This is a genomic window from Sphingomonas lacunae (assembly GCF_012979535.1).
GTDB classification, from domain to species: Bacteria; Pseudomonadota; Alphaproteobacteria; order Sphingomonadales; family Sphingomonadaceae; genus Sphingopyxis; species Sphingopyxis lacunae.
On the sequence record NZ_CP053015.1, the window covers coordinates 2,544,572 to 2,570,546 of the forward strand.

The following is a 25,975-nucleotide window of genomic DNA, read 5'->3' on the forward strand; positions in this document are numbered from 1 at the left end:
CGGCCGCGGAGTGCGTCCGCCAGTGTTATGTTGCAGTGCGGGATAAAACTCTGCTACCACCAATACCAATCCGGTCGCTTTTGTTGCGCACCATGCGCCTCGCGATCATTGCGAAATTACAGGAAGCATCATGGCGGGCAAGAGCAGCAATCGGGACGCAACGCGCGAAAGCAGGCGCGGCAGCGATGATGGGATCATAACCATCAAGAAATACGCCAACCGCCGGCTCTATGACACGCGGAAATCCTCCTACATCACGCTCGACGATTTGGCGGCGATGGTGCGCGAGGGGCGCGAATTCCGGGTCGTTGATGCCAAGAGCGACGAGGACATTACCCATTCGGTGCTGACCCAGATCATCATGGAGGAGGAACAGCGCGGCCAGACGATGCTGCCGGTCAGCTTCCTGCGCCAGCTCATTTCGCTCTATGGCGACGGTATGCAGGCGATGGTGCCGGACTATCTCGAAGCCTCGATGGACAGTTTCCGCCGCAACCAGCAGCAGTTCCGTTCCGCCCTCGAAGGCGCGCTGGCCGGCAATCCGCTGGCAGAACTGGCGAAGCGCAACATGGCCATGTTCGAGGCAGCCGCGAGCGCCTTTGTTCCGGCCAAACCTTCGCGCACTTCCGCCAAAGGCAGCAAGGATGAAGAGATTGCGGCCCTGCGCGCCGAGCTTGAGGCGCTGAAGGCGCAAATGGGCAAAAAAAACTAACCCAAAACGGGACAGCCCGGGCAACATCAACGATTTGGTAAGGCGCCAGCGCAATTCGTTTCGGACGAGGCCTAAAGCGGGACCAAGTCGATGAGCGAGCTTCTGTTTTTTACACTGGACGATCTGGGTCATCGCCAGGGCTATGTGCTTGGCATTTTTGCGATTGTGCTGCTTGCGGTTGCAACCGTGCTGCTGCGCGACGCCTGGGCCTGGTTTGAGGCCTTGGGCCAGCAGGATACCGAAATGGAAGTGGGTCCGGACGAAGCGGAGGAGATCACCCCGCCCATGACGACCGAAACTGCAAAAGCACCCATTTTCGTTGCAAGCAGCCATCCGGCCTTTGGTCGCCGTCACCGCGAAGCTGCCTGACCAACACCCTTGGCTTGCCCTTGCCCCTGCGCTAGGGCGCGGGCCATGAAACATGCTCTCAACACGACACGCGCAGCGGATTTTGCTGCCTGGTATCAGGAAGTCATCAGCGCCGCCGACATGGCCGAGGAATCGGGCGTGCGCGGCTGCATGGTCATCCGCCCATGGGGCTATGGCATCTGGGAACGCATCCAGCGCCTGATGGACGACAGGATCAAGGCCGCGGGTGTCGAGAATTGCTATTTCCCATTGTTCATCCCGCTGTCCTACTTCGCCAAGGAGGCGGAGCATGTCGACGGTTTTGCCAAGGAAATGGCGGTCGTCACCCACCACCGCCTGATCGGTGATGGCAAGGGGGGGCTGGTTCCTGATCCCGAAGCGAAGCTTGAGGAACCGCTGATTGTCCGTCCGACGTCGGAAACGGTGATCGGTGCAGCCATGGCGCGCTGGGTGCAGAGCTGGCGCGACCTGCCGCTCATGGTCAACCAATGGGCCAATGTCGTCCGCTGGGAAATGCGCACCCGCATGTTCCTGCGCACCAGCGAATTCCTCTGGCAGGAAGGGCACACCGCCCATGCCGACCGCGACGACGCGATGAAGGAAACGCTGCGCGCGCTCGAAATGTATCGCGAGTTCAGCGAGAATGTCCTCGCCATGCCGGTTATTGCCGGCGAGAAGCCCGAGCATGAGCGCTTTCCGGGAGCTGTCGCCACCTATTCGATCGAAGCCATGATGCAGGATGGCAAGGCATTGCAGGCCGGCACATCGCACTATCTCGGTACCAGTTTCGCAGAAGCGGCAGGGATCCGTTACCAGACCAGCGAAGGCGGGCACGACTTTGCCCACACCACCAGCTGGGGCACCTCTACCCGCATGATCGGCGGCGTCATCATGACGCATGGCGATGATGACGGCCTGCGCGTACCGCCCGCCATCGCGCCCTGGCAGGTGATCATCGTCCCCATGTTGCGCGATGATGAGGGCGACGCCGCCATTCTCGACTATTGCCAGTCGCTCGTCGCCGAACTGACGACACAGAGCGCGCTGGGTGAACGCGTCCGCGTCCATCTCGACAAGCGTCCGGGCAAGAGCGCGGGCAAGCGCTGGGAATGGCTCAAAAAGGGCGCGCCGGTCGTCGTCGAGATCGGCGGGCGTGATGTCGCCGCCGGCAAACTCGCCGCCATCCGCCGCGATGCCCTTTATCGTGAGGACGGCAAGCTCGCGACCGAGTTCCCCGAGCGTCCGGGCTTTGTCTCGGGCATCGGCGTCCTGCTCGAATCGATCCAGGCCAATCTCCATGCCGAAGCCAAGGCGCGGCTCGATGCGAACATCGTCCGCGACATCAGCGACTGGGACGGCATTATTGCCTATTTCAATGGCAATGCAGTCCCCGGCTGGGTCGAAATCAGCTGGTCACGCCCGACCGGTGCGGCGCTCGACGCCGTCGTCGAAAAGGTCAAGGCACTCAAACTGACCATGCGCAATGTCCCGCTGGACGCCGACCCTGCGAGCGGCACCTGCCCGCTCACGGGTGAGGCCGCTGTCGAGCGCATCCTTATCGGCAAGGCCTACTGACACATCGGCTCTTTGGGGGCCGCCCCGGTTGTTGGCGGCCCCTTTGCCGAAAGGCCTTGCCCTCGAGCGGATCAGCGGCAACAACGCCCCGCATGATCAAATCAATCCTCACCATCACCGCCCTTTGCTTGTCCACGAGCGCCATCGCTCAGCAGGCAGCCGTCCCCGCACCTGAAACACAGGTGTCGGAATCCAGCCTGCGATCGATGGTTGAGGCGCTGGTTGGCTTTGGCACGCGCCACACCTTGTCCGAACAGGATAATCCCGTGCGTGGCATCGGTGCCGCCCGCCGCTGGGCCGAGGCCGAGTTTCGCCGCATCAGTGCCGATTGCGGTGGCTGCCTGACAGTCCAGCTTCCCGAACAGATGATCCAGGGCAATCGCGTCCCCGTGCCCACCCGTCTCGTCAATGTGCTGGGTGTGCAGCTGGGCACCGAGCGGCCCAATGAAGTGGTCATCATCTCCGGCCATATCGACAGCCGGGTCAGTGACGTCATGAACGCGACCGCCGACGCGCCCGGTGCCAACGATGATGCATCGGGGACCGCTGCGGTGATCGAAGCTGCACGCGTGCTCTCCCGCCACCGTTTCTCGACCACCATCGTCTATGCGGTGCTCTCGGGCGAAGAGCAGGGGCTTTACGGCGGCCGCCTGCTTGCTGCCCACGCAACGGCACAGGGCTGGACGGTAAAGGCACAGCTCAACAATGACATTATCGGTGGCACGCGCGGCAGCGACGGCGTCATTGACGACGCCCATGTCCGCGTCTTTTCCGAAGGCCCGCGCGCTGACAGCACGGATGCCTATCGTGCGAGTGCCCGCCGAGAGGGCGGAGAGAATGACAGCCCGTCGCGCAACCTATCGCGTTTCATCGCCGGGCTGAGTGGCCCGCAACCGGGCTTGCCGACGGTGCGTCAAGTTTTCCGTGCCGACCGATTTGGTCGCGGTGGTGATCAGTTACCGATGCAGGAGGCCGGCTATCCCGCCGTACGCCTGTCCGTCGCCATCGAGGATTATGACCACCAGCATCAGGACCTGCGCACCGAAAATGGCACAGTCTATGGTGACACCATCGATGAGATGGACTTTCCCTATCTCGCCCGGGTGACCGCGCTTAATGTCCGTGCGCTTGCCGCTCTTGCCCGCGCGCCCATGCCGCCCGCGCCGAGGGTCGAGGGAGCTGTATCGGTCAATACGACCTTGAGCTGGGAGCCGGTTGTCGGCGCCGCCGCTTATCGGATTTATCAGCGACGAACCGACGAACGTGACTGGCGCACGCTGGAGGCGCCGGTTTCCACTGCGACATCCCGTCTCAGCGCGACGCTGAACGGTATCCGCGTTGATGACTGGGTATTCGGCATCAGCAGCGTCGCCTCAGATGGGAGCGAAAGCCCCGTGGCCTCGGCCGTTCCCGGCGGAGCCTTCGCTCCGTTGCCACGTTGACACGCTGATGCCCCGCAAGCTCAAGCCCGGCCTTCCCACGCGGGAGGACATTCTCCGATTTATCGAGAGCAGCCGTGAACCGGCGGGCAAGCGGGAGATTGCCAAGGCTTTTGCCATTCGCGGACCGGACAAGGTGCTGCTCAAGGCCTTATTGAAGGACATGGCGGACGAAGGTCTGATAGACATCGGACCCGGTCGCGCCTTCCACAAATATGGCGGCTTACCCAAGGTCACAGTGCTGCGCGTGGCGGATGCCGATGGCGGCAGCGTCTTTGCCGTACCCGAACGGTGGGAGGCCGATGGTCCGCCGCCCCGCGTCCGCGTGGTTGAGCGCGGCAAGCGTAGCGCCTTGGGCGTTGGCGACCGCATTCTCGCCCGTATCGAGGAAGCAGGGCAGGGCCATGTCGCCCACCCGATCCGCCGGCTCGAAAAGGTCGAGGAGGAGATCATCGGCGTGCTCGCCGCCGATACCGGCCCCGGCGGCAAGCCCATGCTCTGGCTGCGCTCGGTCGACAAGCGCAACCGCCGCGAATGGCCGGTGCATGAAGCGGGAGGCGCGCAGGCCGGGGACCTCGTCCTCGCCACATTGGGGGGCAAGGCCCCGCGCCAGAATGCCCGCGTTACCGAGCGCTTGGCTGATCCCTTCGCCCCGCGCGCGCTCAGCCTCATCGCCATCCACAAATATGGCCTGCCGCACATTTTCGGCGAAGAGGTGATCAGCGAGGCGGAGCGTGTCGCCAAACTGTCGCTGGAGGACCCGCGCCGCGAAGACCTGACGCATCTGCCGATCGTCGCGATCGATCCGCGCGACGCGCGCGACCATGACGATGCCATCTGGGCCGAACCGGATGCTGATCCGGTCAATGCCGGCGGCTATCGGGCAGTCGTCGCCATCGCCGATGTCAGCTTTTATGTTCGTCCGGGCGGCGCACTCGACAAGGAAGCGCGCAAGCGCGGCAACAGCGTCTATTTCCCCGATCAGGTCGTGCCGATGCTGCCGCATGTCCTTTCCTCAGGCGTCTGTTCGCTCAAGCAGGATCAGGATCGCGCCGCACTCGCTTGTCACCTGACGATCGACAAGAAAGGCAAGGTCACCGGCTGGCGCTTCTCCCGAGCCCGTGTCCGCCTCACCGCCAACATTGCCTATGAGGATGCACAGGCAATGATCGACCGTGGTGATGCGCCGCAACATCTGACACAACTTTGGGCCGCCTGGCGACTGCTTGCCAAAGCCCGTGCCACCCGCTCCCCCCTAGAACTCGACCTGCCCGAACGACAGGTGATGCTCGATGACAAGGGACGCATATCCGAGATCAGGGTGCGCGAGCGGCTCGATGCCCATCGACTGGTGGAAGATTTCATGATCGCCGCCAATGTCGCTGCTGCCAAGGCGCTGGAGGCAAAGAAATCGCCGGTTATGTACCGGGTCCATGAACCTCCAGCGCGTGAGAAGCTGGTGGCGCTCAAGGAATTCCTCTCGACCTATGACATGAACTTCGCGCTGGGACAGGTGATCACTCCCGCCACCTTCAACCAGCTGCTCGAACGCTTCGAGGAGCCTGACGAGCGGCAGCGGATGATGGAGCAACTGCTTCGTACCCAAACGCAGGCCTATTATTCCCCGGTCAACGCCGGCCACTTCGGCCTTGCCCTTGGCAGCTACGGCCATTTCACCAGCCCCATCCGCCGTTATGCCGATCTGCTCGTTCACAGGGCACTGGTCGCCGCCTGGGACCTTGAGGCGCCGAAGCCCAGGGACAAGGCCATTTCCCCTGTAACCGCCCTGTCAAAGGAGGATGGTGCCGCATTCCCGCGCACCGGTGAAGTCATCTCGCAGGCAGAGCGTCGTGCGATGGAGGCGGAACGCGAGACCATCGACCGTTATGTCGCGGCCTATCTCGCCGAGCACATCGGCGATGTCATGCAGACCCGCATCACTGGCGTTCAGAACTTCGGCTTCTTCGCCCAGGTAGAGGGGCTGGGCGGCGACGGGCTGGTCCCTGTTTCGACTCTCGGCGACGAATATTATCGCTGGGATGAAAAGGCACAAAGTCTGACCGGCGAAGAGAGCGGCACGATATTTCAGTCTGGAATGCGGATCGAATTGAGGCTGGTCGATGCCAATCCGCTGACCGGTAGCCTTGCCTTTGCTTTGCCCGATGCGCCACAGGGTGGTGACTATCTGCCAATGGGCCGTACCGGTCGGACCCGGCCCGGCGCCAAGCGGGGCAGGGGATCGTCCCCGCCCAGCGGCAAGGAACCGCCGCCGGCGGGCCTCAAGCGGCGCGGAAAGCACTTGGTCGGAAAGCGCGGGCGCCCGTCCAACATCCGCCACCAATCGCGCTAAGGCATCCGCCTATTCGCTGAGCCGGTCGACCTCAGCCTCACTCAGCGACCCCGGCACGATCATAACGGTTACGGGCAAGCTGCCTGAATCATGGCCGGTGAAGTGGGCGACCAGCGGCCCCGGTGGACCACTCGCCGCAGCACCCAATACCAGCGCGGCGATTTCGCTGTCTTCGGAGATTATCTCGCGCACAATGCTTGCGGCATCACCCTGCCGTACGCTGACACGCGGCATGATGGCATGGGCCGAGGCCAGCGCATTTGCTGCCGCCTTCACCACTGCTTCCGCCTTTTCCCGGGCTTCATCCTCGATCGTGGCCTGCACACCACCCCAGGCGACAAATTGAGAGGGCTCCGTCACGGCAACCAGATGGACATTGCCACCCGTGCGTTGGGCCCGGCGCGCGGCAAAGCGCTGTGCCAATCGGGCTTCGTTACTGTCATCGACGACGACCAGATAGGTCCGCATCGCATCAATCCCCTGCCTGTGTAGGAACGGCCAAGCTGCGCCGGAATTCGTATAAAGACAAGCGGGGAACCCGGATCAACGGCAAAGCGCTTGACCCGGAAGGGTTGATCGGTTGAACAGCCCCCATGACGCAGCGTCATTCCCGCGCTAAGGGTGTGGCGAACAAGACAGAGGATAGCGACACCCATGCCCGTCGAACTCAGGATGCCGGCCCTTTCCCCGACAATGGAAGAAGGCACACTTGCCCGTTGGCTGGTCAAGGAAGGCGACAGCATCTCTTCGGGCGATCTCCTCGCAGAGATTGAGACCGACAAGGCGACCATGGAGTTTGAATCGATCGACGAAGGCACGGTCACGCAAATCCTCGTTCCCGCCGGCACGGAAAATGTGAAGGTGGGGCAGGTCATCGCCATCATCGCCGCCGAGGGTGAGGATGCCAGCGCCGCTCCCGCTGCCAAGGTTGCGACGTTCCCTGCCGCTGAGCCTTCACCTGCACCAGCTCCTGCTGCCACTCAAACGACATCTGCTCAGACCCCGGCGCCGAGGCCCGCTGAAGCCCCCACAGGCACCCGTATCAAGGCATCGCCACTGGCCAAGCGCATCGCCGCCGCCAAAGGCGTTGACCTGGCCAGTATCAGCGGCACGGGCCCCAATGGCCGCATCGTCAAGGCCGATGTCGATGGTGCCAGCCCGGCACAGGCTTCAACAGCCCCGGCCATACAGCCTGCGACCTTCTCCTCGCCCGCGGCCACTCCTGTCGCGCTCCCCGATTTCGGTATCCCGCACGAGGACGTCAAACTGTCCAACATGCGCAAGACCATTGCCCGCCGCCTCGCCCAGTCGATGCAGGAGGCGCCGCATATCTATCTCTCTGTCGATGTCCGGCTTGATGCCTTGCTCAAGCTTCGCGCTGACCTCAACGCCAGCCTCGAAGCACGCGGTATCAAGCTGTCGGTCAACGATATGCTGATCAAGGCGCTAGCGCTGGCGCTTGAACAGGTTCCGCAGTGCAACGTCAGCTTTGTGGGCGATACCTTGCGCCAATACCACCGCGCCGACATTTCGGTCGCGGTCAGCATCCCTGGCGGCCTGATCACCCCCATCGTCGCCAATGCCGACGCCAAGTCGCTCTCCGCCATCGCCACGGAGATGAACGACCTCGCCGCCCGGGCCAAGGCGGGCAAGCTGCAACCCAGCGAGTATCAGGGCGGCACTGCCTCGATTTCGAATATGGGTATGATGGGGATCAAGCAGTTCACCGCAGTCATCAACCCGCCGCAAGCCATGATCCTTGCCGTCGGCGCGGGGGAAAAGCGCCCCTATATCGTCGACGACGCCCTGTCGGTCGCCACAGTGATGACCTGCACCGGCAGTTTCGACCACCGCGCCATCGACGGCGCTGACGGCGCGCAGTTGATGAGCGCCTTCAAGGCTTTAGTGGAAAAGCCCTTGGGACTGGTGGCCTGATCTGCCCGTTTGCTCGTGAGTGATAGCTGACAGATTGCGGAGTATATTTGTGACCACCACCTACGACCTCATCGTTCTCGGCTCCGGTCCCGGCGGCTATGTCGCCGCCATCCGCGCGGCACAGTTGGGGCTGAAAACCGCGATTGTCGAGCGAGAGAGTCTGGGCGGCATCTGCCTCAACTGGGGCTGCATCCCGACCAAGGCACTGCTGCGCTCGGCCGAAATCTATCATTATATGCGGCATGCCGGTGATTATGGTCTGATCGCGCAGGGGATCAGCGCGGACATCGACGCGGTGGTCAAGCGCTCGCGGGGGGTCGCCAAACAGCTAAATCAGGGCGTCACCCACCTGATGAAGAAGAACAAGATCGCCGTTCACATGGGTGAGGGCGTCCTGACCGCTCCGGGAAAGCTGACGGTGACCAAGGACGGCAAAAGCGAAGAGCTGTCTGCCAAAAACATCATCATCGCTACCGGCGCCCGCGCCCGAGATCTGCCCTTTGCGCCGGCGGATGGCAAGCGCATCTGGACCTATCGTCACGCCATGGTCCCGCCCGAAATGCCAACCAAGCTTCTGGTCATAGGCTCGGGCGCAATCGGTATCGAATTCGCCAGTTTCTACAACGATATGGGCGCTGATGTTATCGTCGTCGAAATGATGGACCGCATCGTGCCGGTAGAGGATGCCGAAGTTTCCGACTTCCTCGAAAAGTCGCTGACCAAGCAGGGCATGACCATATTGACCGGTGCAGCGCTCGAAAGCCTGTCGAGCGACGACAAGGGCGTTACCGCCGCGATCAAGGGCAAGGATGGCAAGGTCGTCAGCGGCCAGTACAGTCATTGCATCGTCGCCATCGGCATCGTCCCCAACACCGAGAATATCGGTCTGGAGGCGCTCGGCGTCGAGACCAATCGCGGCCACATCGTTACCAATGCGCTGTGCCAGACCAATGTCGCCGGCCTGTGGGCCATCGGTGATGTCACCGCGCCGCCTTGGCTAGCGCACAAGGCGAGCCATGAGGGTGTCATCGCCGCCGAAGCCATTGCCGGTGGTCATCCGCATGCAATGGATCCGCGCAACATCCCCGGCTGCACCTATTGCCACCCGCAGATTGCCAGCGTCGGCCTGACCGAAGCCAAGGCAAGGGAAGCAGGCTATGTGGTCAAGGTCGGCAAATTTCCGTTCATCGGCAACGGCAAGGCCATCGCGCTCGGAGAGGCCGAGGGTTTCATCAAGACCATATTCGACGAGGCAACTGGTGAATTGCTGGGTGCCCACATGATCGGCGCCGAAGTCACAGAGTTGATCCAGGGCTATGTCGTCGGCAAGACGCTGGAGACGACGGAACGCGAGTTGATGGACACCGTGTTTCCCCACCCCACGCTCAGCGAGATGATGCACGAGAGTGTTCTCTCGGCCTATGGCAAGGCCCTGCATTTCTGAGGCGGTTTTTTGTTACACATGTGATGTTTGTCACGCGCCCTCGGTGACCGGCCTGTCATTCTGCCCAACGCAGGAGGACAGATCATGTCGATGATTTACACTGATCAACAGCTGATCAACCGTGTCGAGACCCATGCCGAGGGCTTTTCCGGCTGGAAAAAGGGCATCTATCTGATCGCCGTCCGGTCCAGTGCCGACATCCCCGACGCCTTTGATGACAAGGCCTATGTTTTCGAATGCAAAAAGACTGGCGAGCAGCCTTCCTTCTTCATGGTCGCGACCTGCACCACGCATCCCGGCGTTGACGTCCTGAAGCACTATGCGACCAACAAAGACTATAACAAGGCTGGTGCGCCGCTGCTCAAATCGGACACGATCGTCTATGAGAGCCATACGCACGGCAAGCATCAGGGGAAGTATAACGCCTATCGCCAGACCAAGCCCTTCCCCTACCATCGGGATACCGACAAGGATAACAAGGCGGAGGAACAGGGCCCGGTCACGGTCGGCAATATCAGCGCCCATGTCCACAGGGCGAGCGCGTTCAAGATCTCTTCCAAGAATCACAACTGGTCGGCCGGCTGCATTGTAATGAATGACCCCAACAAGTTTAACGCCTTCATGACGTTCATGGCCAAGCGACCGCTCAGCCTGTGCATTTTGAAACAATTCTGACGTCAGGCGTTGGGCAGGGTTTGACGAGCCCCACCTGCCGCCGTTACGCAGGGCGTCATGGCACTTGGAACCCACGACTTCGTCCCTGATCCGCGCAATGACGCGATCCTCATCAACGTCAACGGCTCGCTTTACCCGCGCGCCCAGGCCATGGTCTCTGTCTTCGACAGCGGCTTCATGCTTGGCGATGGCGTGTGGGAGGGGATCCGCGTTCATGCCGGGCGCATGGCATTTCTCGATCAGCATCTCGACCGGCTATGGGAAGGCGCGAAGGCGATTGCCATGGACATCGGCATTTCCCGCGCCGAGCTGGAGCAGCGGCTGTTCGACACGATCGACGCCAACGGGATGGACAGTTGTCACATCCGGCTGATGGTCACCCGCGGCATCCGCTCGACCCCCTATCAGGACCCACGGGTAGTCGTCTCGCCCGCCACCATCGTCATCATCGCGGAGCACAAGGACCCGCTGCCCGCCACGGTCGAAAAGGGCCTGTCGCTGTTCACCGTTCACGTCCGTCGGGGCGACCCGGCGGTGCAGGATCCCAAATTGAATTCGCACAGCAAGCTGAATTGTATCACCGCCTGCATACAGGCTGCGCAGGCCGGTGCCGACGAAGCCTTGATGCTCGATCCACATGGCTTTGTCGCCACCTGCAACTCGACCCATTTCTTCATCGTGCGGCGGGGCGAGGTCTGGACCTCAACCGGGGATTATTGCCTTGGCGGAATTACCCGCGCCAATGTCATCCGTCTTTGCCGCGAAAATGGCATTCCGGTGTTTGAGCGCAATTTCTCCCTGACCGATGTGTACGGCGCCGACGAGGCTTTTGTGACCGGCACCTTTGCCGGTGTGGTGCCCGCCCATACCATTGATGGACGCAAGCTGACCGAGGGCAGGGGGCCGATGGTCGAGCGTCTCCAGTCCCTGTATCGCGCGCATATCGAGCGGGACATAGCCGCGCGGGGCCGCCCATGACCCTGCGCATTTGCATGTGGTCAGGCCCGCGGAACATCTCCACGGCGATGATGCGGAGTTTTTCTTCACGCCCAGATTGCGCAGTCAGCGACGAACCCTTCTATGGTTGCTTCCTGAAAGAAAGCGGTGCGCCACACCCGATGGCTGCGGAAGTAATTGCTGACATGGACTGTGACTGGCACAGCGTCACTGCCGCCTTGTCCGGACCTGCGCCCGCCGGCCAGCCCGTCTGGTATCAGAAGCACATGACCCATCACATGGTAGGCCCGGTTCAGCCCGATGACCTTGTCAATTGCATCCACGCTTTCCTGATCCGCGAACCCGCCCGAATGGTCGCCAGTTATCGGAACAAGCGGGAAAGCGTGACACCGGAAGATCTCGGCTACGCAACCCAACGTGCCTTTTTTGATCGCATCGCCGATCGTTTGGGCCATGCGCCTCCGGTCGTCGACAGCGCCGATGTGCTGGCCGATCCGGCAGGTACATTGACGGCACTGTGCACTGCGCTCGGTATCCCTTGGAACCCGGCGATGCTCGCATGGCCTTCCGGTATACATCCTGATGACGGTATCTGGGCGAGCCACTGGTATGACGCGGTGGCCGCGAGCAGCGGTTTCCAGAAACCCGACGATCGCCCCATCACCCTTGATGAGCAGGCCGCTGTCGTGGCCGACGCCTGTCAGCCTGACTATCAGCATCTCGCGCGCCACCGCATCAGGGCAGACGCCATTTGATCAACCGTATTCCCGTATGGAGCTGGCCGCTGCTGATGTTTCTCGTTGCAGTGGCCTGGATCATGCTGGTCCACTGGTGCGGCACCTCAGCCATTGACCGGATGCTGATGCTCGAACTGCGCGGCCTTGCCATATCCGGCCCCCAATCGCTGACCGCCGGCTTTCTCTGGCTCAGCTGGGTCGGCAACGCCGATCAGCGCACGCCGCTTATCCTGCTGGCAACACTTGCCCTGTACCTCTGGGACCAACGGCGGGCAGCCTTGGCCTTGCCAATCGCCGCATTTGGTTCGACGCTGACCGCCAATGGCGTGATCAAGCCGCTTGTCGCGCGGGAGCGACCGGACGTTGTGCCATGGCTGACCGATGCTGATGGGTTCAGCTTGCCCAGCGGTCATGCCACTGGATCCATCGCTTTCCTGCTGATCATATGGATGCTGACTGCAGGCATAGACACACGCAGTGTCCGCATCGGCATTCGCGGTGGCACCATAATCCTTGTCGCGGGCATGGGCGTATCGCGGGTTTGGCTGGGCGTGCACTGGCCCTCCGACATCATAGCCGGCTGGCTTTGGGGTGGCGCCTTTGCACTCGCCGCGGTCTTGTGCTCGCGCTCGCTGCCGAAGGGGACTGGGCAGGGCAGGGCCTGACTGGCAAAAGAGGCGCAAGCGGCAGATTCGCCGTTGAAATGTGACAACGAGGTCGATCCCATGCGCAACCGCCTTTCCTTCGCCGCAAGTGCGGCGCTGCTGTCCGCCACGGCCCTCTGCGCGCCTGCAACCGCCGAAACCGTCATCACCGCCGCACGCATGGTTGACGTGTTGACCGGCCAGGTCGTCGAAAATCCTGCCATATTCGTGGGCGATGATGGACGTATCACGTCGATTGCCGATGCCCGCGTCGTTCGCTGGGGTTCTTCGGTCCACCATATTGACCTTGGTGACCGCACGCTGCTGCCGGGCCTCATCGACATGCACGTCCATCTGGACAGCCTCGCCGAGGAGGGCGGCTATGACTCGCTGCGCTTTTCGGACCGGTTCTGGGCCTATGTCGCGGCACGCAATGCGCGGGCCATGCTCGATGCCGGTTTCACCACCGTCCGCAATGTCGGCTCGGATGACCTCAATGATGTGGGTCTTGCGGAAGCCATTGACGCGGGTGTCGCGATAGGCCCCCGTATCGTGCCGGCGGCGTATGCGCTCGGTGCTACGAGCGGCCATTGCGACGAGACCTTTCTTCCGATGTCACTGCATACACCGGCTCCCGGTGTCGCGGACGGGCCGCAGGCACTGCGTCAACGCGTCCGCGAAATGCGCCGCATGGGCGCACAGGTCATAAAGGTGTGTGCCACAGGCGGCGTCTTTTCGCGCAACACCGAGCCCGGCCAGCAACAGCTGAGCGAAGAGGAACTGCGCGCTATCGCTGAGGAAGCCCATATGTGGGGCATGCAGGTTGCCGCCCACGCCCATGGCGCGGATGGCATCCGCGCAGCCATTCGCGCCGGGATCGATACCATCGAGCACGTCAGTCTGGTGGATGAGGAGGGCATCCGCCTTGCCGCCCGGCGCGAACGGCCGGTGTGGTTCAGCATGGACATTTTCAACACCGATTACACTCAGGCCGAAGGCGCGCGAAATGGCGTGATGGAAGACAATCTGCGCAAGGACCGGGAGGTTGCCCAGATCCAGCGCGATAATTTCCGTCGTGCTGTTCGCGCCGGCGTTCCTATGGTGTTCGGATCGGATGCAGGGGTCATGCCTCACGCCACGGCCGGCGGCCAGTTCCGCTATATGGTCGAATATGGAATGACGCCGATCCAGGCGATCCAGGCGGCAACCCGCAATGCCGCCGAAGCATTGCGCCGTGAAAGGGACATCGGCGCAATCGCGGTGGGCCGCTATGCCGACATCATTGCTGTTGACGGTGATCCGCTGACGAATGTCAGGGAACTCGAAAGCGTGGATGCTGTGGTCAAGGGTGGGCAGCTCGTCGAACCCGCATCTCCGCGAGAAGCTGCGCCGTCAGGTTCCTGAGGTACGGCGGCTGCCAGTCGAGCAGGATCAGCTGCGCAGCCGCTCAATGGCCTGGGCCAATGCGACATAGACCTTGCCAACATCGGACGAGAGCAGTGTGACCGACAGCGAGGAGCCATCCCGCGTGTCCAGCAGGGAACGCAGCATCGCTTCAAAATCGTGGATGTAGCGATTGACGAGACCACGGAAGTCATCGTCATCCTGATAGCGTGCCAGAAGTTCGCGAGCCTCGCTGGCAGACAGCAGTCGAACCGCCCGGCGCGCAAAGATACCCCGGTCGCCCTTCAGATAGGCGCTCCACGCCTGATCTGCGACATCGGTCGAAAGCACACGTGTGATATCCACAGCGGTCGACTGGAGCGATTCGGTCAGCAAACTCAGCTGACGCGACAGCGTCTCGCGATCATGAGTCTCCATCGTTACACGCACCGCCTCCGCGCGCGATTCGAGCGCCGCGCTACTGTCCGCTATGGTGATCAGTTGGCGCATCAGACGATCCGACGCGGCAGTTGCCGAAGCCACAGCCTCATCAGCCGCCGCGGTGACACCCGCGATCCGGGCTGTCACCGCCTCATTGGCTGATTGGTCGATGGCATCGGCGATCGCCTGTTCAATCTCGCCAGCAGCCGAACGAACGACCTGGAGGATAGCATTTCTTGCCCGCTCGGCCGCAGCATCCGCAGACTGTTCCGCCTGTGACAGGGTAGCCAGCATGGCCGGTGCCTCCGTGCTCCCCACTTCGGCCATACGTGCAGCCAATGCATCCAAGGCGGTCCCGACCGCCTCGACGCCCTTTGCCTGAGCGGCCAGCGTTTCGCTGGCTGTCCGGTCAATTGCCGCCAGCGTTGCAACTTGCTGTTCCAACGCGGCCTCGCAGGCATAAAGCTGCTCCAGAGCAGTGCCTACGCCTTCGGCATTGGCCTCAACCAGTGGCGGCAAGACGGCAAGTTCCTCAACACTTTGAGCCACATGCTCCTGCAATCGTGCAATCGCAGCAGGCAGAGCGTCATCGACCTCGCGGGTTACGTCGCCCAACAGGGAAAGAAGCGTGGCGGCCTTGTCCCCCAACTCACTGACACGACCCATTTGCGAATCGGACTGCTCGCCCAAACGGGCAAACAATGTCTGAAATTCTGCAACCGCTTCGGACAGCGCAGCCAGACGATCGGCCGAATTGCTGGCCATGGAATCGACACGCTCACGCGCCTCTTCCACGAGCTTAGTCAGCTCCGAATCCAGCGTGCCGCTGCTGTCTATGGCACTGTTGAGCACAGCGGTAAGGGCGCCAGCCCTCGTTTCCGCGTCACTGATTCCACGTGCAAGGGCAGCCAGTTGTCGCGTCGATGCCTTGTCCAGCATCGTCCTCGCTGCGTCGAAACGCTGCTCAACCGTCGAAACACTGCCGTCCATCCCACCAGCAAGATCAGCCAGGAGGGCGAGGGCTGACTCGCGTTGTCGCGCCAAAATCTCGGCAAATTGCTCGCCGGTTGCAACCGCACCCTGTTGAGCCGCGCCCGTCGCCGCGATCAAGGCATCAATCCGCTCGGCAAGGCCCCGGTCGGCTTCGCCCAGCACCTTGCCCGTCTCCGCAGCCTCACTCCGCAGCGCGGCAATCTGCGCTTCCAGCTGCCCGCCGAATTGATAGGCGGCCTGGCTTGCTTCACGCATGGTTTCGGCCGCCCGTTGGGCCACATCGTCAACCTTGGGCAAAGCGATGATCAGGCTTTCCATGTGCCGCCGGGCGGCGTCTCCCTGCTCATTGATCTGCGCCGACAGGCCTACCGCTTCGCGCATACGGCTTTCAAAGGCTGCGCTCGTCGCCTCTATCTGACGGCCGGCCTCCGACGCCTGATGCGCATAAGCCGCCGCGTTATTGGCCAGGGTGGCCTGAGCGTCATGCCAAAGCCGGTCCATCAACGCCAGCCGCTCTGTCAGATTGCGCTGTTCGACCCGCAATTGCTCCAACAGGTGCAGATGGCGCCGAACAGACCTTTCCGAGCCGCGCTCGATGATCATCCACGCCAGCAACAACACGGCAACCGGTGCCGTGACAGCCGATACCAAACCAGGCACCGCGTCCATTACCGGCGCGGTGACAAACCCCTGCGTAGCGGTCCAAAGAACCACGGCCGTCCACAACAGCGCCAGCAACCCCAGAGCGGCTGCTGACCAAGGGAAGCCACCAGTGTTCGCAGCCGGCTCTTCGTCAAAGCCGACCCAAAAGCCATCAGCCTCCGGCCCGGCAATTTGGACATTGCCAAGCGCGGGGTCCGCGCCGGCCGCGTCACCGTCCTGCCCATCAGAAAACTCTTTCTGAGAGGTCTGCTGTGTTTCAGCCTCTAGCTGTCCGTCGGACTGATCCTGTTGCTCTTGCCGGGATGCCCGGCTGAAGGTCGCACCGATGCTCGGCGTGCCATGCGCAGCCGGCCAAATCCCAACAATCTTGCGTTCCCCTGTCATGCGACGACCATAGCATGGTTAATCCACGGCATATATATGCAAAAAGCCACCGCTTCCCATGAGCCCTTCCGCGTCCTCGACAGGGGCATGAACAGCCAATTCAATCCCCATTCATGCGGTCGACGCAATGAAGCCCTTTCACGGCCATTAGGTGCGGTTGTGCTGGCATAATCGGTGCCATGGGATTATGGCGCGGGTCAGTCTGCACAGCCCGTGACAGGCCAAATGGGTTTCAGTGCCTCCTCTGGGCACGCAAGGAGAGAAGTACATGCGCAAGGTTGCAAAACTCGTTGCAGCACTGACAATTACGGCGTCGCTTGCCGGACTGGCCAGCACCAGCGCCGATGCACAGCGTCGCAATCGCGGTGGTGAGCCTGCCGCTCCGGCTGCCCCTACCGTCAGTCGCGCCTTTGGCACTGCCTTTGCTCCGGTGAACACCGCGATCGTAGCTCAGGATTGGGCCACTGCTGATGCAACCTTGCCGGCACTCAAGGCCGCTGCGGCTACGCCTTATGAGCAGTTTCTCGCGGCCCAGACCGAATTCCGCATCGCATCGGGCACGCGCAATGCCGCGCGCCAACTTGTCTCGATCGATGCGATGATCGATTCCAATGGCGCTCCGGAAGCTGACCGGCCACGCCTGCTCGTTGCGGGGGGGCAACTCGCGTACAATTCCGGGGACTATGCCAAGGCGACGTCACGGCTGGCGCAAGCTGTGGCTTTGGGCAATGCGACCATTGAAACGCAGACTCTGCACATCGACGCGATGTTCCGGTCGGGACAGACGAGTGAAGGCCTTGCGGCCGGTGCTGCTTTGATTGCCGCCGAAAAGGCTGCAGGTCGCCCCGCGCCCGAAACGATCTACAGCCTGATGGCGCGGTCGTTGCAGGAAGCCGACCGGGACGCCGATCTCTCGGCCCTGCTGCTCGACCGCATGGAAGCCTGGCCCACTGCCTTCAATTATCGGACGGCTGCCTTGGTCTATCTGCGGGTGGTTCCTGCTGAAAACCGCAACCTGAATATTGACACACTCCGTTTCGTCATTGCCGGTGAAGCGGCGAATGACCGCCGGATCTATCTGGAACATGTCCAAAACCTCGCCGAAGAAGGCCTGCCATTTGAAGCCTTGGAGGTCATCCGGGCAGCCCGCGCTTCCGGTGCGGTTGCGGCCACGGACGCCACCTTCAACAGCATTGCCGATACACAGGAGCCAAAGCTCGCCGAGGACCGCAGTTCGCTGCCGGGACTGGAGCGGCGTGCGCTGGCTTCACCGGAAGCGCGGCTCGCAACCGTCGCCGGCGATGCCAATCTGGGCTATCACAACAATGCGCGCGCTGAGGAGCTGTACACGGCCGCACTGACCAAAAACGGCGCTGATGCCGATCTGCTCCATACCCGGATCGGCATAGCCCGCTATCAGGCCGGCAATCATGCGGGGGCCATAGAGTCTTTCCAGCGGGTCCAATCCGCATTGCGCAGCCCGCTCGCGCGCATGTGGATCACGTTGACGCGGGCAAAGATGGCTGCCGCTGCTCCAGCAGCGCCTGCTGCGGCCGAGCCGACTCCTGCTGCCAGCTAAGCCACCGAACAGAAAAGGGAAAGGGTCCGGCGCGCACTGCGTGCCAGACCCCTTTTTGCAGGTGGCCTGGCCAATCTAGCGCGTTGCGTGCCGGTCGATGATTAACCGACGCCGCCCAGTCCGACTTCGACGGGCACGCCTACCACATGTTTTGACCGGCGGATTGTCAGCGACGTCTTGACGCTGGAGACGTTCGGTGCCGACGTCAGGCGGGACGTCAGAAACCTTTGAAAACTCTGAAGGTCCTTGGCTACGATCTTGAGAATGAAGTCAATTTCGCCGTTGAGCATATAACATTCACGCACTTCCGGCAGCGCCGCGACATGGGCCTCAAACGCCTCCAGATCGCTTTCCGCCTGACTGCGGAGACTGACCATCGCAAATACGGTGATTCCGAAACCCAACTGTGCTGCATCCAATTCAGCATGATAGGCGCGGATAACGCCCGATTCTTCAAGCGAACGCACTCGTCGCAAGCAGGGCGGTGCCGTCAGTCCGACACGTTGGGCCAGATCAACATTGGTCATGCGCCCGTCTTCCTGCAACTCCCGCAGGATATGAATATCGATCTGGTCAAATTTGGTTACAGACATGCATAATTTCCGGTCAGCCTAGCCGATGGATTCATAATAAAATTTCGGCACAATGCAATTGTCCCACATTGGGCCGCATTGTGCAGGGCATCTATCGCAAACCGCCCGTTCACGATAATTGATGACAGCTAATCACAGGGGAGTCTCAGTGCGGTTCGACGACAGACTGGCAACCGTGCTGCGCTTTGACCCCGGAACGACCCAGGGCCGCGCTGCCATATGGCGCCAGATGATTGATATGCTTGCGCAATCTGGCCACGTAATGACGGAGGCAGCGGTCGCGCGCGGCCTGTCGGCGCTGGCGATGTTGCGTGATCAGGTTCCTGTCGAAACCCGTCTGATATCGGCCAGAGCCGTTGCCGCCCGTTGTCGTTGCGCCTCCCTGGCGGTCTTTCTTGCGCATGAAGCGCCAGCGGTCGCTGTCGCCTTTCTAGATCGCGCAATTTTGGATGAAGACCAATGGCTTGCCATCCTGCCCGATCTGGGGCCGCTGGGCCGAAGCCGTCTGCGTGGCCGGGACGACATGCCGGCTTCGATCACACGAGCACTCGAAGCCTTTGGCAGCACTGACTTTGCCCTTGGTGCACCATTGCATGTGACTGACAGCCAATCGGTCCAGCAGTTGGACGGACACCCTGAATCTTTGGAGCAAACCGGACCCTCGGACGCAGCCATCGCCCTCAATCCGCAGAGCGACATTGCCAGTCTGGTTCGCCGGATCGAAGCCTATCGTACGAGCCGGGCCGGGAACGATGGTACCGCTCCACCAGCCAATGACTCGAGCACGCCAGCGGTCATGGCGGATGAGATCAGGCTGCGCAGCGATGCCGAGGGGCACATTCGCGCGGTTGCGGGCGCCCAACGCAGCTCCTTTGTGGGCCTGAGCCTGGCCGAGCCCGCGCGGGCCACGGAATCCGGCTTTGATGCGGGCGTCGCTCGGGCGTTCAGCAAGCGGGCACCAATCCGGTCCGGCAGACTGTGGCTGACGGGGGAAGGGCTCAACAGTGGCCACTGGCTGATAGATGCAGACCCATCATTTGACCGCGCCTCTGGCCGTTTCCAGGGCTATAGCGGTACATTGCGGCGTCCGATTGCGGAAATTGCCGACAGCGTTTCCCGGGCATTGATCCATGCCCAGGATGTAGCAAACCCGGGCGAAGAGGATGCCGTGAAGGCCCCGCCACCGCGCCGCGTCGCCGAAGGCATGCGGCAGATGGTCCACGAATTGCGTTCACCGCTCAACGCCATCAACGGGTTCGCCGAATTGATCGAAGGTCAGTTTTTTGGTCCGGTCGCGCATCATTACCGGGCGCTTGCCCGCTCGATCGTCGGCGACGCAGCGCAACTCGCTGGCACATTTGATGATTTTGACGTGGCGGCCCGACTCGACATGGGCAATGTGACAGCCGGGGAGGGCGAGAGCGACATTGTCCCGTCGGTTCATGCGGCCTTGTCGCAACTTTCCTCTTACCTTGCTGCGCGAAACAGCACGGTTGAGATACAGGGCATGGAGGAACTGACCGTCGCCATGCCGGAAAGTGACGCACGGCGTCTGGTCTCGCGTTTCATATCCTCGCTCGCCCATCATCTGGGTGAACAAGCCCAACTCGTCGGCAGGGTTGTTCAGGACAATGGGCAGGGCTTTGCCTCGGTCATCCTCGATGTGCCATCGTCCGAGGAACTGGATGCCATCGCCCGGCGTTCACTGGTCGATCCGGGCACCGACGACCACCAAGGAGTCATTGGAATCGAATTCACCCTTCGCCTGATCGACAGGCTGGCAACCATGTATGGAGGGTCCCTCCAGCGTAACCAGGGTCAATTCATTCTCAACCTTCCGCTTGTAAAAGAACAGCCTGATCGAATCGAATCTGCTGTCTGAGCCCATTCGGGCACCAACGGCAGGCGGAATTCAGGCCGGATGGGCCGGCAGGCTAGGTAAATGCACTCCAGAATAGAATTTCCTTACAGCTTTGGGACTCGCTTCTCGGTTTCGGTGGACACCGAGGAAGAGTTTGAATGGAGCGGCACCCTGTCCCGCACCGGTCACGGCACCTCATCGGTCCCTGCCATCGGTGAAGGCCAGCGCTTCTTCGAATCGGCCGGGGTCACGCCGCTCTATTATGTTGATCAACCCGTCATCGACAGTGACGAGGCCGTCGACCTTTTCCGTCGCTTCATTGCCGACGGCACCGCTGACTTTGGTGTGCATCTCCATCCTTGGGTGACACCACCTTTTGAAGAAGTCGTCAGCCGGCCGAACAGCTATGCCGGCAACCTTCCCGAATCCGTGGAAAGGGCAAAGCTCCGTCATGTCCGTGACAGCATGGTCGCACGTCTGGGTGTTCGTCCGCTGGCCTATCGGGCCGGGCGCTATGGAATTGGCCGGAACAGCTTGAGGATTCTCGCCGAGGAAGGGTTTGTGTGTGACAGCTCGGTCCGCAGCCTGTTCGACTATCGCTCGGACGGAGGACCCGACTACCGCTGGAGCGATCAGCACCCCTGGCGCACCGGGCCTGACAACCGCATCGTCGAACTGCCGCTGACCAGCCTTTTTGTCGGGCGCGCAAACTGGTGCGGACGGCAGCTCTACGGGCGCATTGGCCAACTTCCCACGCTCAAGTCCATATTGGCCCGACTCGGCCTGGTCGAACGTGTACCGCTGACTCCGGAGGGCATTCCGGCCGACAAGGCGTGTCAGGCCATTGATGCCGCGCTTGATCAGGGCATCAGGCTCCTGTCCATGTCGTTCCATTCACCATCGCTGGCGATTGGCAACACGCCCTATGTCCGGGATGGCAAAGACCTGCGCACTTTCTATGCCTGGTTTGACAAGGTGTTTGACCATTGTGCGCGTCGCGGCATCCTCCCCGCCAGTCTTGGCGAGATTTTGTCTGCCAGTGGTGTGAAAGTCTGAATCGACCGCTTGCCAACTCTTTCCCGCCTCCGCTATCGCGGCGGCGCAATAGGTGGGGCCTGTAGCTCAATTGGTTAGAGCAGGCCGCTCATAACGGCTTGGTTGCGGGTTCGAGTCCTGCCGGGCCCACCAATGCCATGATGATGAAATCTCTCACTGCCCATTGCGTCGCAGCGACGCTGCGCCTAAGGCACCCGGCGTCGGGGAGTAGCGCAGCCTGGTAGCGCATCTGCTTTGGGAGCAGAGGGTCGCAGGTTCGAATCCTGTCTCCCCGACCACTTGTTTCTTTTTCGCTGCCCGATCCGCCCCCTTGTCGGTCAAATCGCCCCTGGGCTGAACGCTGATGCCGGCGTTGATGAAGCATCATGCGGAATAATTTGTTAACGATGTCAGGTCTATGCCGTCGACCATCGAACAAGGTGAAAACACTCGTGGGTCGTCGCTTTCTCACCGAACAAAACGGTGCAACAGCCGTTGAATACGCGCTCATCGCTACGTTGATCGCCGTGGCGAGCATCTTGGCCTGGACACAGCTGGGCAATGACGTCTCGTCGAACATGGACAGTGTCAACGCGGAGATGTCCAACGGCATTGACCCTACTCAGGACGGCGGTTCGGTTGGCAAAAACTGACGCCTGATTGCCGAAGCCAACTGATCAGTTCGAATCGTCGGGTGAACCTGTGCGGTCTGCCTCGCCAGTGGCACCCGCTTCGTCTTCTGCCGCTTCTGCCCTCAGCGATTCGAGCTCGGCCGCAGCCTCTCGTTCGGCAGCCTCGGCTGCCATGTCGGCCTTTTCCTCAATCTCCTCAGCGCGGCGTTCCAGCTCCTCGGACAGTTTGGATGGATCGGCGGCTCCCTCATTGGCCACCTCCGACGTACATCCAGCCAAAACCAGACTCATGGCAAGCGACAGCGCCGCATGGCGCATGGCAGGCAGGCTGATCATGGCGCGACCGCGTCGCTGCTGTTGGCCAGCAACGCCAGCGTCACCGTCCAGGCTGCGACATTCTGGGCCAAAGCGTCGGGTTTGATCTTGTCGAATGTGTCATCAGGCGTGTGGTGCAGATTGAAATAATCGGTGCCGTCCTGTTGGAGATCAACGGCAGGGACCCCCGCCTGCACCAGAGGACCGACATCTGCCCCTCCTGAGGCACGGCCACTGCCGCGTCCGATTCCGAGCGGAGCAAGCGCGCGGGCAATCCGGTCGCTCAAAGCAGCATGGGTGACCGGTAGGCCTGAATCGACCCGCCAGACCCGATCTGCGCCGAAATCCGATTCCATCGCGACGAAGTGCCGCTCGGCGCCATGCCGCTCGAAATAGGCACGCCCTCCGTGGATGCCGACTTCCTCCGCCCCGGCAAACAGCACCCGTATTGTCCGGCGCGGTTGCCCCATGTCGGCAACGCGTTTCGCGGCCGCTGCAACAATGCCGCATCCGGCCGCATCATCGATTGCGCCAGTGCCCAGATCCCAACTGTCGAGATGACAGGCAATGATCACCATGGGTGCCGACGGATCAGACCCGACAATCTCGCCAATGACATTGCCCGACGTTTGCTGACCCAGATTGCGTGGCGTCAAAGTCAGGTGCATTCGCACCGGGCCACTGGCCCGTTCGAGCACCCGTTCCAGATTATCCGCATCGGGATTGGAAATGGCGCCCGCCGGAATCGGCGTCACGCCTTCGCCAAAATTGGTGTTGCCGGTATGCGGGTTGCGATGACTGTCCGTGCCGATCGACCGGATCACCAGAGCAGCAACCCCGCGCCGGGCCGCACGATCGGGACCAACAAATCGCACCGGACCAAAGGCACCATAGCTGGATCCGTCCTGTGTCGGCTGCATGGTATGACCGATGTACACAATTTTGCCGCGCACGGCGCTGTCGGGCGCAGCGTCAAAGGCGGCAAGATCAGCAAACCCGACGACCTCGCCAGTCAGGCCACCGGCAGGTGTGGCCCCGCTGTTACCCAAAGCAGTTATGGCAAGTCGATGGGGATATGGGGCGATCAGCTCGGCCGTCTCTTCGCCTCGCACCCACGTTGGCATCTGGAATTCTTCGCTGCGGACATTGGCAAAACCCATGGAACGGAGCCTGGCGACGGACCATGTGCGCGCCCTGGCTTCCGCCTCAGTACCGCCCTGACGCTGCCCTACCTCGGTGGTAAGATCCTCCACAAAGTCAAGCGCAACGCGGTCCTGCAAGGCTGCATCACGCGCAACTGCCAAAGACGCATCATCCGGCAGGGTTTGGGCAGCTATCGGCATGGAAAGGCAAAAGGACAGCGCCACCAGCGGCGCGGCGATCAGGGAAGGGTGCTGTTTCATGGGAGTGTCGATAACCGCCTGATCAGCCTTTGCCAATCATTGCCAATCGCCGCCCCCTCGGCTAACCGCGCCAGCGAGCCGCCTTGCGCTTGAAAGGCGCGGCGCACGCAACAGAATTTGACGGAGACTTTCCCCATGGCCGCCCAGTACAGCTTCGTGATGAAGGGGATGACCAAGACCTTCCCCGGCGCCCCCAAACCCGTCCTTTCCAACATCAACCTGCAATTCTATCCCGATGCCAAGATTGGCATTGTCGGTCCGAACGGCACCGGCAAATCGACGCTCATGAAGATCATGGCCGGCATCGATACCGAATTCACCGGCGAGGCATGGGCAGGTGAGGGGATCAGCGTTGGCTATCTGGCCCAGGAGCCGGAGCTTGACCCGTCCAAGACGGTCAAGGAAAATGTCATGGATGGCGTCCGCCCGGTCGCGGACCTGGTTGATCGTTTCAACGAAATTTCCGCCCTGATGGCCGATCCCCCCGAAGACGTCGATTTTGACGCTCTGATGGAGGAAATGGGCACACTCCAGGAAAAGATCGACGCGGTCGATGGCTGGACCCTCGACAACCAGCTTGAGATCGCCATGGAGGCGCTCAACTGCCCGCCGGGCGACTGGCCGGTGACCGACCTGTCCGGTGGTGAAAAGCGTCGTATCGCACTGACCCGCCTGCTGCTGGAAAAGCCCGACATCCTGCTGCTTGACGAACCAACCAACCACCTCGATGCCGAGTCGGTCGCATGGCTGGAAAAGCATCTGGTCGATTATCCGGGCAACGTCCTTCTTATCACCCACGACCGCTACTTCCTCGACAATGTGGTGAACTGGATTCTCGAACTCGATCGTGGCCGCTACTTCCCCTATGAGGGCAACTATTCGACCTACCTCGAAAAGAAGGCCAAGCGCCTCGAGCAAGAATCGCGCGAGGAGCAGGGTCGGCAGAAGGCTATCCGCGACGAACTCGAGTGGATCCGCCAGTCGCCCAAAGCGCGGCAAGCCAAGTCAAAGGCGCGTATCCGTGCGTTCGACGAACTGGTCGAGAAGCAGGAAAACCGCACGCCCGGCAAGGCACAGATCCTCATTCAGATCCCGGAACGGCTTGGCGGCAAGGTGATCGAGGTCAACAACCTGTCCAAGGCCTATGGTGACAAGGTCCTCATCAACGACTTGTCGTTCATGCTGCCGCCCGGCGGCATAGTCGGCGTCATCGGCCCCAACGGTGCCGGCAAGTCGACACTGTTCAAGATGATCACCGGCAAGGAAAAGCCCGACAGCGGCAGCATCGACATTGGCCCGACCGTCAAGCTCGGTTTCGTTGACCAAAGCCGTGATGATCTCGACCCCAACAAGAATGTCTGGGAGGAAATCTCGGGCGGCCATGATCTGATGACCATCGGCAAGCACGAGATGCAGACACGCGCCTATGTCGGGGCCTTCAATTTCAAGGGCGGCGACCAGCAGAAGAAGGTCGGCCTGCTGTCAGGCGGTGAGCGCAACCGCGTCCACATGGCAAAGATGCTCAAACAGGGTGGCAACGTCCTGCTGCTTGACGAACCGACCAACGATCTCGACACCGAAACGCTGGCGGCCCTCGAAGAAGCTTTGGAAAGCTTTGCCGGCTGTGCCGTGGTCATCAGCCACGACCGCTTCTTCCTCGACCGTCTCGCCACCCACATCCTGGCTTTTGAAGGCGACGGCCATGTCGAATGGTTCGAAGGCAATTTCGAGAGCTATGAAGAGGACAAGCTTCGTCGCCTCGGCGAAGATGCGCTCAAGCCGAACCGCTCGACCTACAAGCGCCTGACGCGCTGACCATTGCGGACCGCAAGACAGTGGGCATGGCAGCAATGCCG

At 61.6% G+C, this 25,975-nt stretch carries 22 protein-coding genes and 2 tRNA genes; 19 read left to right on the forward strand and 5 right to left on the reverse strand.

Translation table 11 applies throughout. The features are described from left to right. The first annotated feature begins 130 nt into the window (after positions 1–130). The 5 genes from phaR (at position 131) to GV829_RS12185 (ending at position 6,445) form a co-directional block, all read left to right on the forward strand. Entirely contained in the window at positions 131–712 is a 582-nt protein-coding gene (gene phaR / locus GV829_RS12165; protein ID WP_169947026.1) for a polyhydroxyalkanoate synthesis repressor PhaR, read from the forward strand. Positions 713–802: 90 nt separating this feature from the next. Further along, positions 803–1,081, forward strand: coding sequence for a hypothetical protein (locus GV829_RS12170; protein WP_169947028.1), 279 nt, complete (start codon positions 803–805; stop codon positions 1,079–1,081). 45 nt (positions 1,082–1,126) lie between these two features. Then, on the forward strand, positions 1,127–2,656 hold the full coding sequence (gene proS, locus GV829_RS12175; RefSeq protein WP_169947030.1) for a proline--tRNA ligase: 1,530 nt from the start codon (positions 1,127–1,129) through the stop codon (positions 2,654–2,656). A 92-nt stretch (positions 2,657–2,748) separates the two neighbouring features. Next, the gene (locus GV829_RS12180) at positions 2,749–4,098 is read left to right on the forward strand and encodes a M28 family peptidase (RefSeq protein ID WP_169947032.1); all 1,350 of its coding nucleotides are present in this window, start codon (positions 2,749–2,751) and stop codon (positions 4,096–4,098) included. Positions 4,099–4,105: 7 nt separating this feature from the next. After that, on the forward strand, positions 4,106–6,445 hold the full coding sequence (locus GV829_RS12185; protein ID WP_169947034.1) for a ribonuclease R family protein: 2,340 nt from the start codon (positions 4,106–4,108) through the stop codon (positions 6,443–6,445). 9 nt (positions 6,446–6,454) lie between these two features. Here GV829_RS12185 and GV829_RS12190 read toward each other — a convergent pair whose 3' ends face one another. Further along, the gene (locus tag GV829_RS12190) at positions 6,455–6,913 is read right to left on the reverse strand and encodes a universal stress protein (protein WP_169947036.1); all 459 of its coding nucleotides are present in this window, start codon (positions 6,911–6,913) and stop codon (positions 6,455–6,457) included. Positions 6,914–7,099: 186 nt separating this feature from the next. Here GV829_RS12190 and GV829_RS12195 point away from each other — a divergent pair, with 186 nt between their 5' ends. The 7 genes from GV829_RS12195 to GV829_RS12225 all read left to right on the forward strand — a co-directional run bounded on the left by GV829_RS12195 (position 7,100) and on the right by GV829_RS12225 (position 14,241). Further along, entirely contained in the window at positions 7,100–8,380 is a 1,281-nt protein-coding gene (locus tag GV829_RS12195) for a pyruvate dehydrogenase complex dihydrolipoamide acetyltransferase (protein WP_169947038.1), read from the forward strand. 49 nt (positions 8,381–8,429) lie between these two features. Then, positions 8,430–9,824, forward strand: coding sequence for a dihydrolipoyl dehydrogenase (gene lpdA, locus GV829_RS12200; protein ID WP_169947040.1), 1,395 nt, complete (start codon positions 8,430–8,432; stop codon positions 9,822–9,824). Between the two features lie 84 nt (positions 9,825–9,908). After that, a complete protein-coding gene (locus GV829_RS12205) occupies positions 9,909–10,499 on the forward strand; it encodes a hypothetical protein (protein ID WP_169947042.1) in 591 nt (196 codons plus the stop codon). A 57-nt stretch (positions 10,500–10,556) separates the two neighbouring features. After that, on the forward strand, positions 10,557–11,477 hold the full coding sequence (locus GV829_RS12210) for an aminotransferase class IV (protein WP_169947044.1): 921 nt from the start codon (positions 10,557–10,559) through the stop codon (positions 11,475–11,477). Continuing rightward, positions 11,474–12,211 (forward strand): sulfotransferase-like domain-containing protein, encoded by a 738-nt coding sequence (locus GV829_RS12215; protein ID WP_169947047.1) that lies wholly within the window; start codon positions 11,474–11,476, stop codon positions 12,209–12,211. Before GV829_RS12210 ends, GV829_RS12215 begins: the two co-directional genes overlap by 4 nt. A gap of 35 nt (positions 12,212–12,246) precedes the next feature. Continuing rightward, positions 12,247–12,858 (forward strand): phosphatase PAP2 family protein, encoded by a 612-nt coding sequence (locus tag GV829_RS12220; RefSeq protein WP_169947049.1) that lies wholly within the window; start codon positions 12,247–12,249, stop codon positions 12,856–12,858. A 60-nt stretch (positions 12,859–12,918) separates the two neighbouring features. Continuing rightward, entirely contained in the window at positions 12,919–14,241 is a 1,323-nt protein-coding gene (locus tag GV829_RS12225; RefSeq protein ID WP_169947051.1) for a Xaa-Pro dipeptidase, read from the forward strand. 27 nt (positions 14,242–14,268) lie between these two features. On the opposite strand, the gene GV829_RS12230 is transcribed toward GV829_RS12225, so the two are convergent. Continuing rightward, positions 14,269–16,701 carry a coiled-coil domain-containing protein gene (locus tag GV829_RS12230; protein ID WP_169947053.1) on the reverse strand — a complete coding sequence of 811 codons (2,433 nt, stop codon included), beginning with the start codon at positions 16,699–16,701 and terminating at the stop codon, positions 14,269–14,271. 268 nt (positions 16,702–16,969) lie between these two features. Here GV829_RS12230 and GV829_RS12235 point away from each other — a divergent pair, with 268 nt between their 5' ends. Next, positions 16,970–18,280: a hypothetical protein gene (locus tag GV829_RS12235; RefSeq protein WP_169947056.1), complete on the forward strand. Its 1,311-nt coding sequence runs from the start codon at positions 16,970–16,972 to the stop codon at positions 18,278–18,280. A 101-nt stretch (positions 18,281–18,381) separates the two neighbouring features. On the opposite strand, the gene GV829_RS12240 is transcribed toward GV829_RS12235, so the two are convergent. Continuing rightward, a complete protein-coding gene (locus GV829_RS12240) occupies positions 18,382–18,873 on the reverse strand; it encodes an Lrp/AsnC family transcriptional regulator (protein ID WP_169947077.1) in 492 nt (163 codons plus the stop codon). Positions 18,874–19,135: 262 nt separating this feature from the next. Between GV829_RS12240 and GV829_RS12245 the strand changes: the two genes are divergently transcribed. The 5 genes from GV829_RS12245 (at position 19,136) to GV829_RS12265 (ending at position 22,422) form a co-directional block, all read left to right on the forward strand. Beyond that, positions 19,136–20,755 (forward strand): HAMP domain-containing histidine kinase, encoded by a 1,620-nt coding sequence (locus GV829_RS12245; RefSeq protein ID WP_169947079.1) that lies wholly within the window; start codon positions 19,136–19,138, stop codon positions 20,753–20,755. Positions 20,756–20,815: 60 nt separating this feature from the next. Next, positions 20,816–21,790, forward strand: a complete 975-nt coding sequence (locus GV829_RS12250; protein ID WP_169947081.1) for a polysaccharide deacetylase family protein — start codon at positions 20,816–20,818, stop codon at positions 21,788–21,790. A gap of 55 nt (positions 21,791–21,845) precedes the next feature. Continuing rightward, positions 21,846–21,922: transfer RNA gene (locus GV829_RS12255), tRNA-Ile, on the forward strand. Positions 21,923–21,991: 69 nt separating this feature from the next. After that, positions 21,992–22,068: transfer RNA gene (locus GV829_RS12260), tRNA-Pro, on the forward strand. A gap of 141 nt (positions 22,069–22,209) precedes the next feature. Further along, complete coding sequence (locus GV829_RS12265) at positions 22,210–22,422, forward strand: Flp family type IVb pilin (RefSeq protein ID WP_343042827.1); 213 nt, start codon at positions 22,210–22,212, stop codon at positions 22,420–22,422. Positions 22,423–22,446: 24 nt separating this feature from the next. Here GV829_RS12265 and GV829_RS12270 read toward each other — a convergent pair whose 3' ends face one another. Further along, a complete protein-coding gene (locus GV829_RS12270) occupies positions 22,447–22,737 on the reverse strand; it encodes a hypothetical protein (RefSeq protein ID WP_169947083.1) in 291 nt (96 codons plus the stop codon). Next, positions 22,734–24,119 carry a M20/M25/M40 family metallo-hydrolase gene (locus GV829_RS12275; protein ID WP_425505416.1) on the reverse strand — a complete coding sequence of 462 codons (1,386 nt, stop codon included), beginning with the start codon at positions 24,117–24,119 and terminating at the stop codon, positions 22,734–22,736. Before GV829_RS12275 ends, GV829_RS12270 begins: the two co-directional genes overlap by 4 nt. Positions 24,120–24,254: 135 nt before the next feature. On the opposite strand from GV829_RS12275, the gene ettA reads away from it, so the two are divergent. Then, positions 24,255–25,934, forward strand: coding sequence for an energy-dependent translational throttle protein EttA (gene ettA / locus GV829_RS12280; RefSeq protein WP_169947085.1), 1,680 nt, complete (start codon positions 24,255–24,257; stop codon positions 25,932–25,934). The last annotated feature ends 41 nt before the right edge of the window (positions 25,935–25,975 follow it).

What these genes read in the sequence shown, in the direction of transcription:
- phaR (WP_169947026.1), top strand. Translation starts at nt 131, where the DNA reads ATGGCGGGCAAGAGCAGCAATCGGGACGCAACGCGCGAAAGCAGGCGC.
- GV829_RS12170 (WP_169947028.1), top strand. Translation starts at nt 803, where the DNA reads ATGAGCGAGCTTCTGTTTTTTACACTGGACGATCTGGGTCATCGCCAG.
- proS (WP_169947030.1), top strand. Translation starts at nt 1,127, where the DNA reads ATGAAACATGCTCTCAACACGACACGCGCAGCGGATTTTGCTGCCTGG.
- GV829_RS12180 (WP_169947032.1), top strand. Translation starts at nt 2,749, where the DNA reads ATGATCAAATCAATCCTCACCATCACCGCCCTTTGCTTGTCCACGAGC.
- GV829_RS12185 (WP_169947034.1), top strand. Translation starts at nt 4,106, where the DNA reads ATGCCCCGCAAGCTCAAGCCCGGCCTTCCCACGCGGGAGGACATTCTC.
- GV829_RS12190 (WP_169947036.1), bottom strand. Translation starts at nt 6,913, where the DNA reads ATGCGGACCTATCTGGTCGTCGTCGATGACAGTAACGAAGCCCGATTG.
- GV829_RS12195 (WP_169947038.1), top strand. Translation starts at nt 7,100, where the DNA reads ATGCCCGTCGAACTCAGGATGCCGGCCCTTTCCCCGACAATGGAAGAA.
- GV829_RS12205 (WP_169947042.1), top strand. Translation starts at nt 9,909, where the DNA reads ATGTCGATGATTTACACTGATCAACAGCTGATCAACCGTGTCGAGACC.
- GV829_RS12210 (WP_169947044.1), top strand. Translation starts at nt 10,557, where the DNA reads ATGGCACTTGGAACCCACGACTTCGTCCCTGATCCGCGCAATGACGCG.
- GV829_RS12215 (WP_169947047.1), top strand. Translation starts at nt 11,474, where the DNA reads ATGACCCTGCGCATTTGCATGTGGTCAGGCCCGCGGAACATCTCCACG.
- GV829_RS12220 (WP_169947049.1), top strand. Translation starts at nt 12,247, where the DNA reads ATGTTTCTCGTTGCAGTGGCCTGGATCATGCTGGTCCACTGGTGCGGC.
- GV829_RS12225 (WP_169947051.1), top strand. Translation starts at nt 12,919, where the DNA reads ATGCGCAACCGCCTTTCCTTCGCCGCAAGTGCGGCGCTGCTGTCCGCC.
- GV829_RS12230 (WP_169947053.1), bottom strand. Translation starts at nt 16,701, where the DNA reads ATGACAGGGGAACGCAAGATTGTTGGGATTTGGCCGGCTGCGCATGGC.
- GV829_RS12235 (WP_169947056.1), top strand. Translation starts at nt 16,970, where the DNA reads ATGCGCAAGGTTGCAAAACTCGTTGCAGCACTGACAATTACGGCGTCG.
- GV829_RS12240 (WP_169947077.1), bottom strand. Translation starts at nt 18,873, where the DNA reads ATGTCTGTAACCAAATTTGACCAGATCGATATTCATATCCTGCGGGAG.
- GV829_RS12245 (WP_169947079.1), top strand. Translation starts at nt 19,136, where the DNA reads ATGACGGAGGCAGCGGTCGCGCGCGGCCTGTCGGCGCTGGCGATGTTG.
- GV829_RS12250 (WP_169947081.1), top strand. Translation starts at nt 20,816, where the DNA reads ATGCACTCCAGAATAGAATTTCCTTACAGCTTTGGGACTCGCTTCTCG.
- GV829_RS12270 (WP_169947083.1), bottom strand. Translation starts at nt 22,737, where the DNA reads ATGATCAGCCTGCCTGCCATGCGCCATGCGGCGCTGTCGCTTGCCATG.
- GV829_RS12275 (WP_425505416.1), bottom strand. Translation starts at nt 24,119, where the DNA reads ATGAAACAGCACCCTTCCCTGATCGCCGCGCCGCTGGTGGCGCTGTCC.
- ettA (WP_169947085.1), top strand. Translation starts at nt 24,255, where the DNA reads ATGGCCGCCCAGTACAGCTTCGTGATGAAGGGGATGACCAAGACCTTC.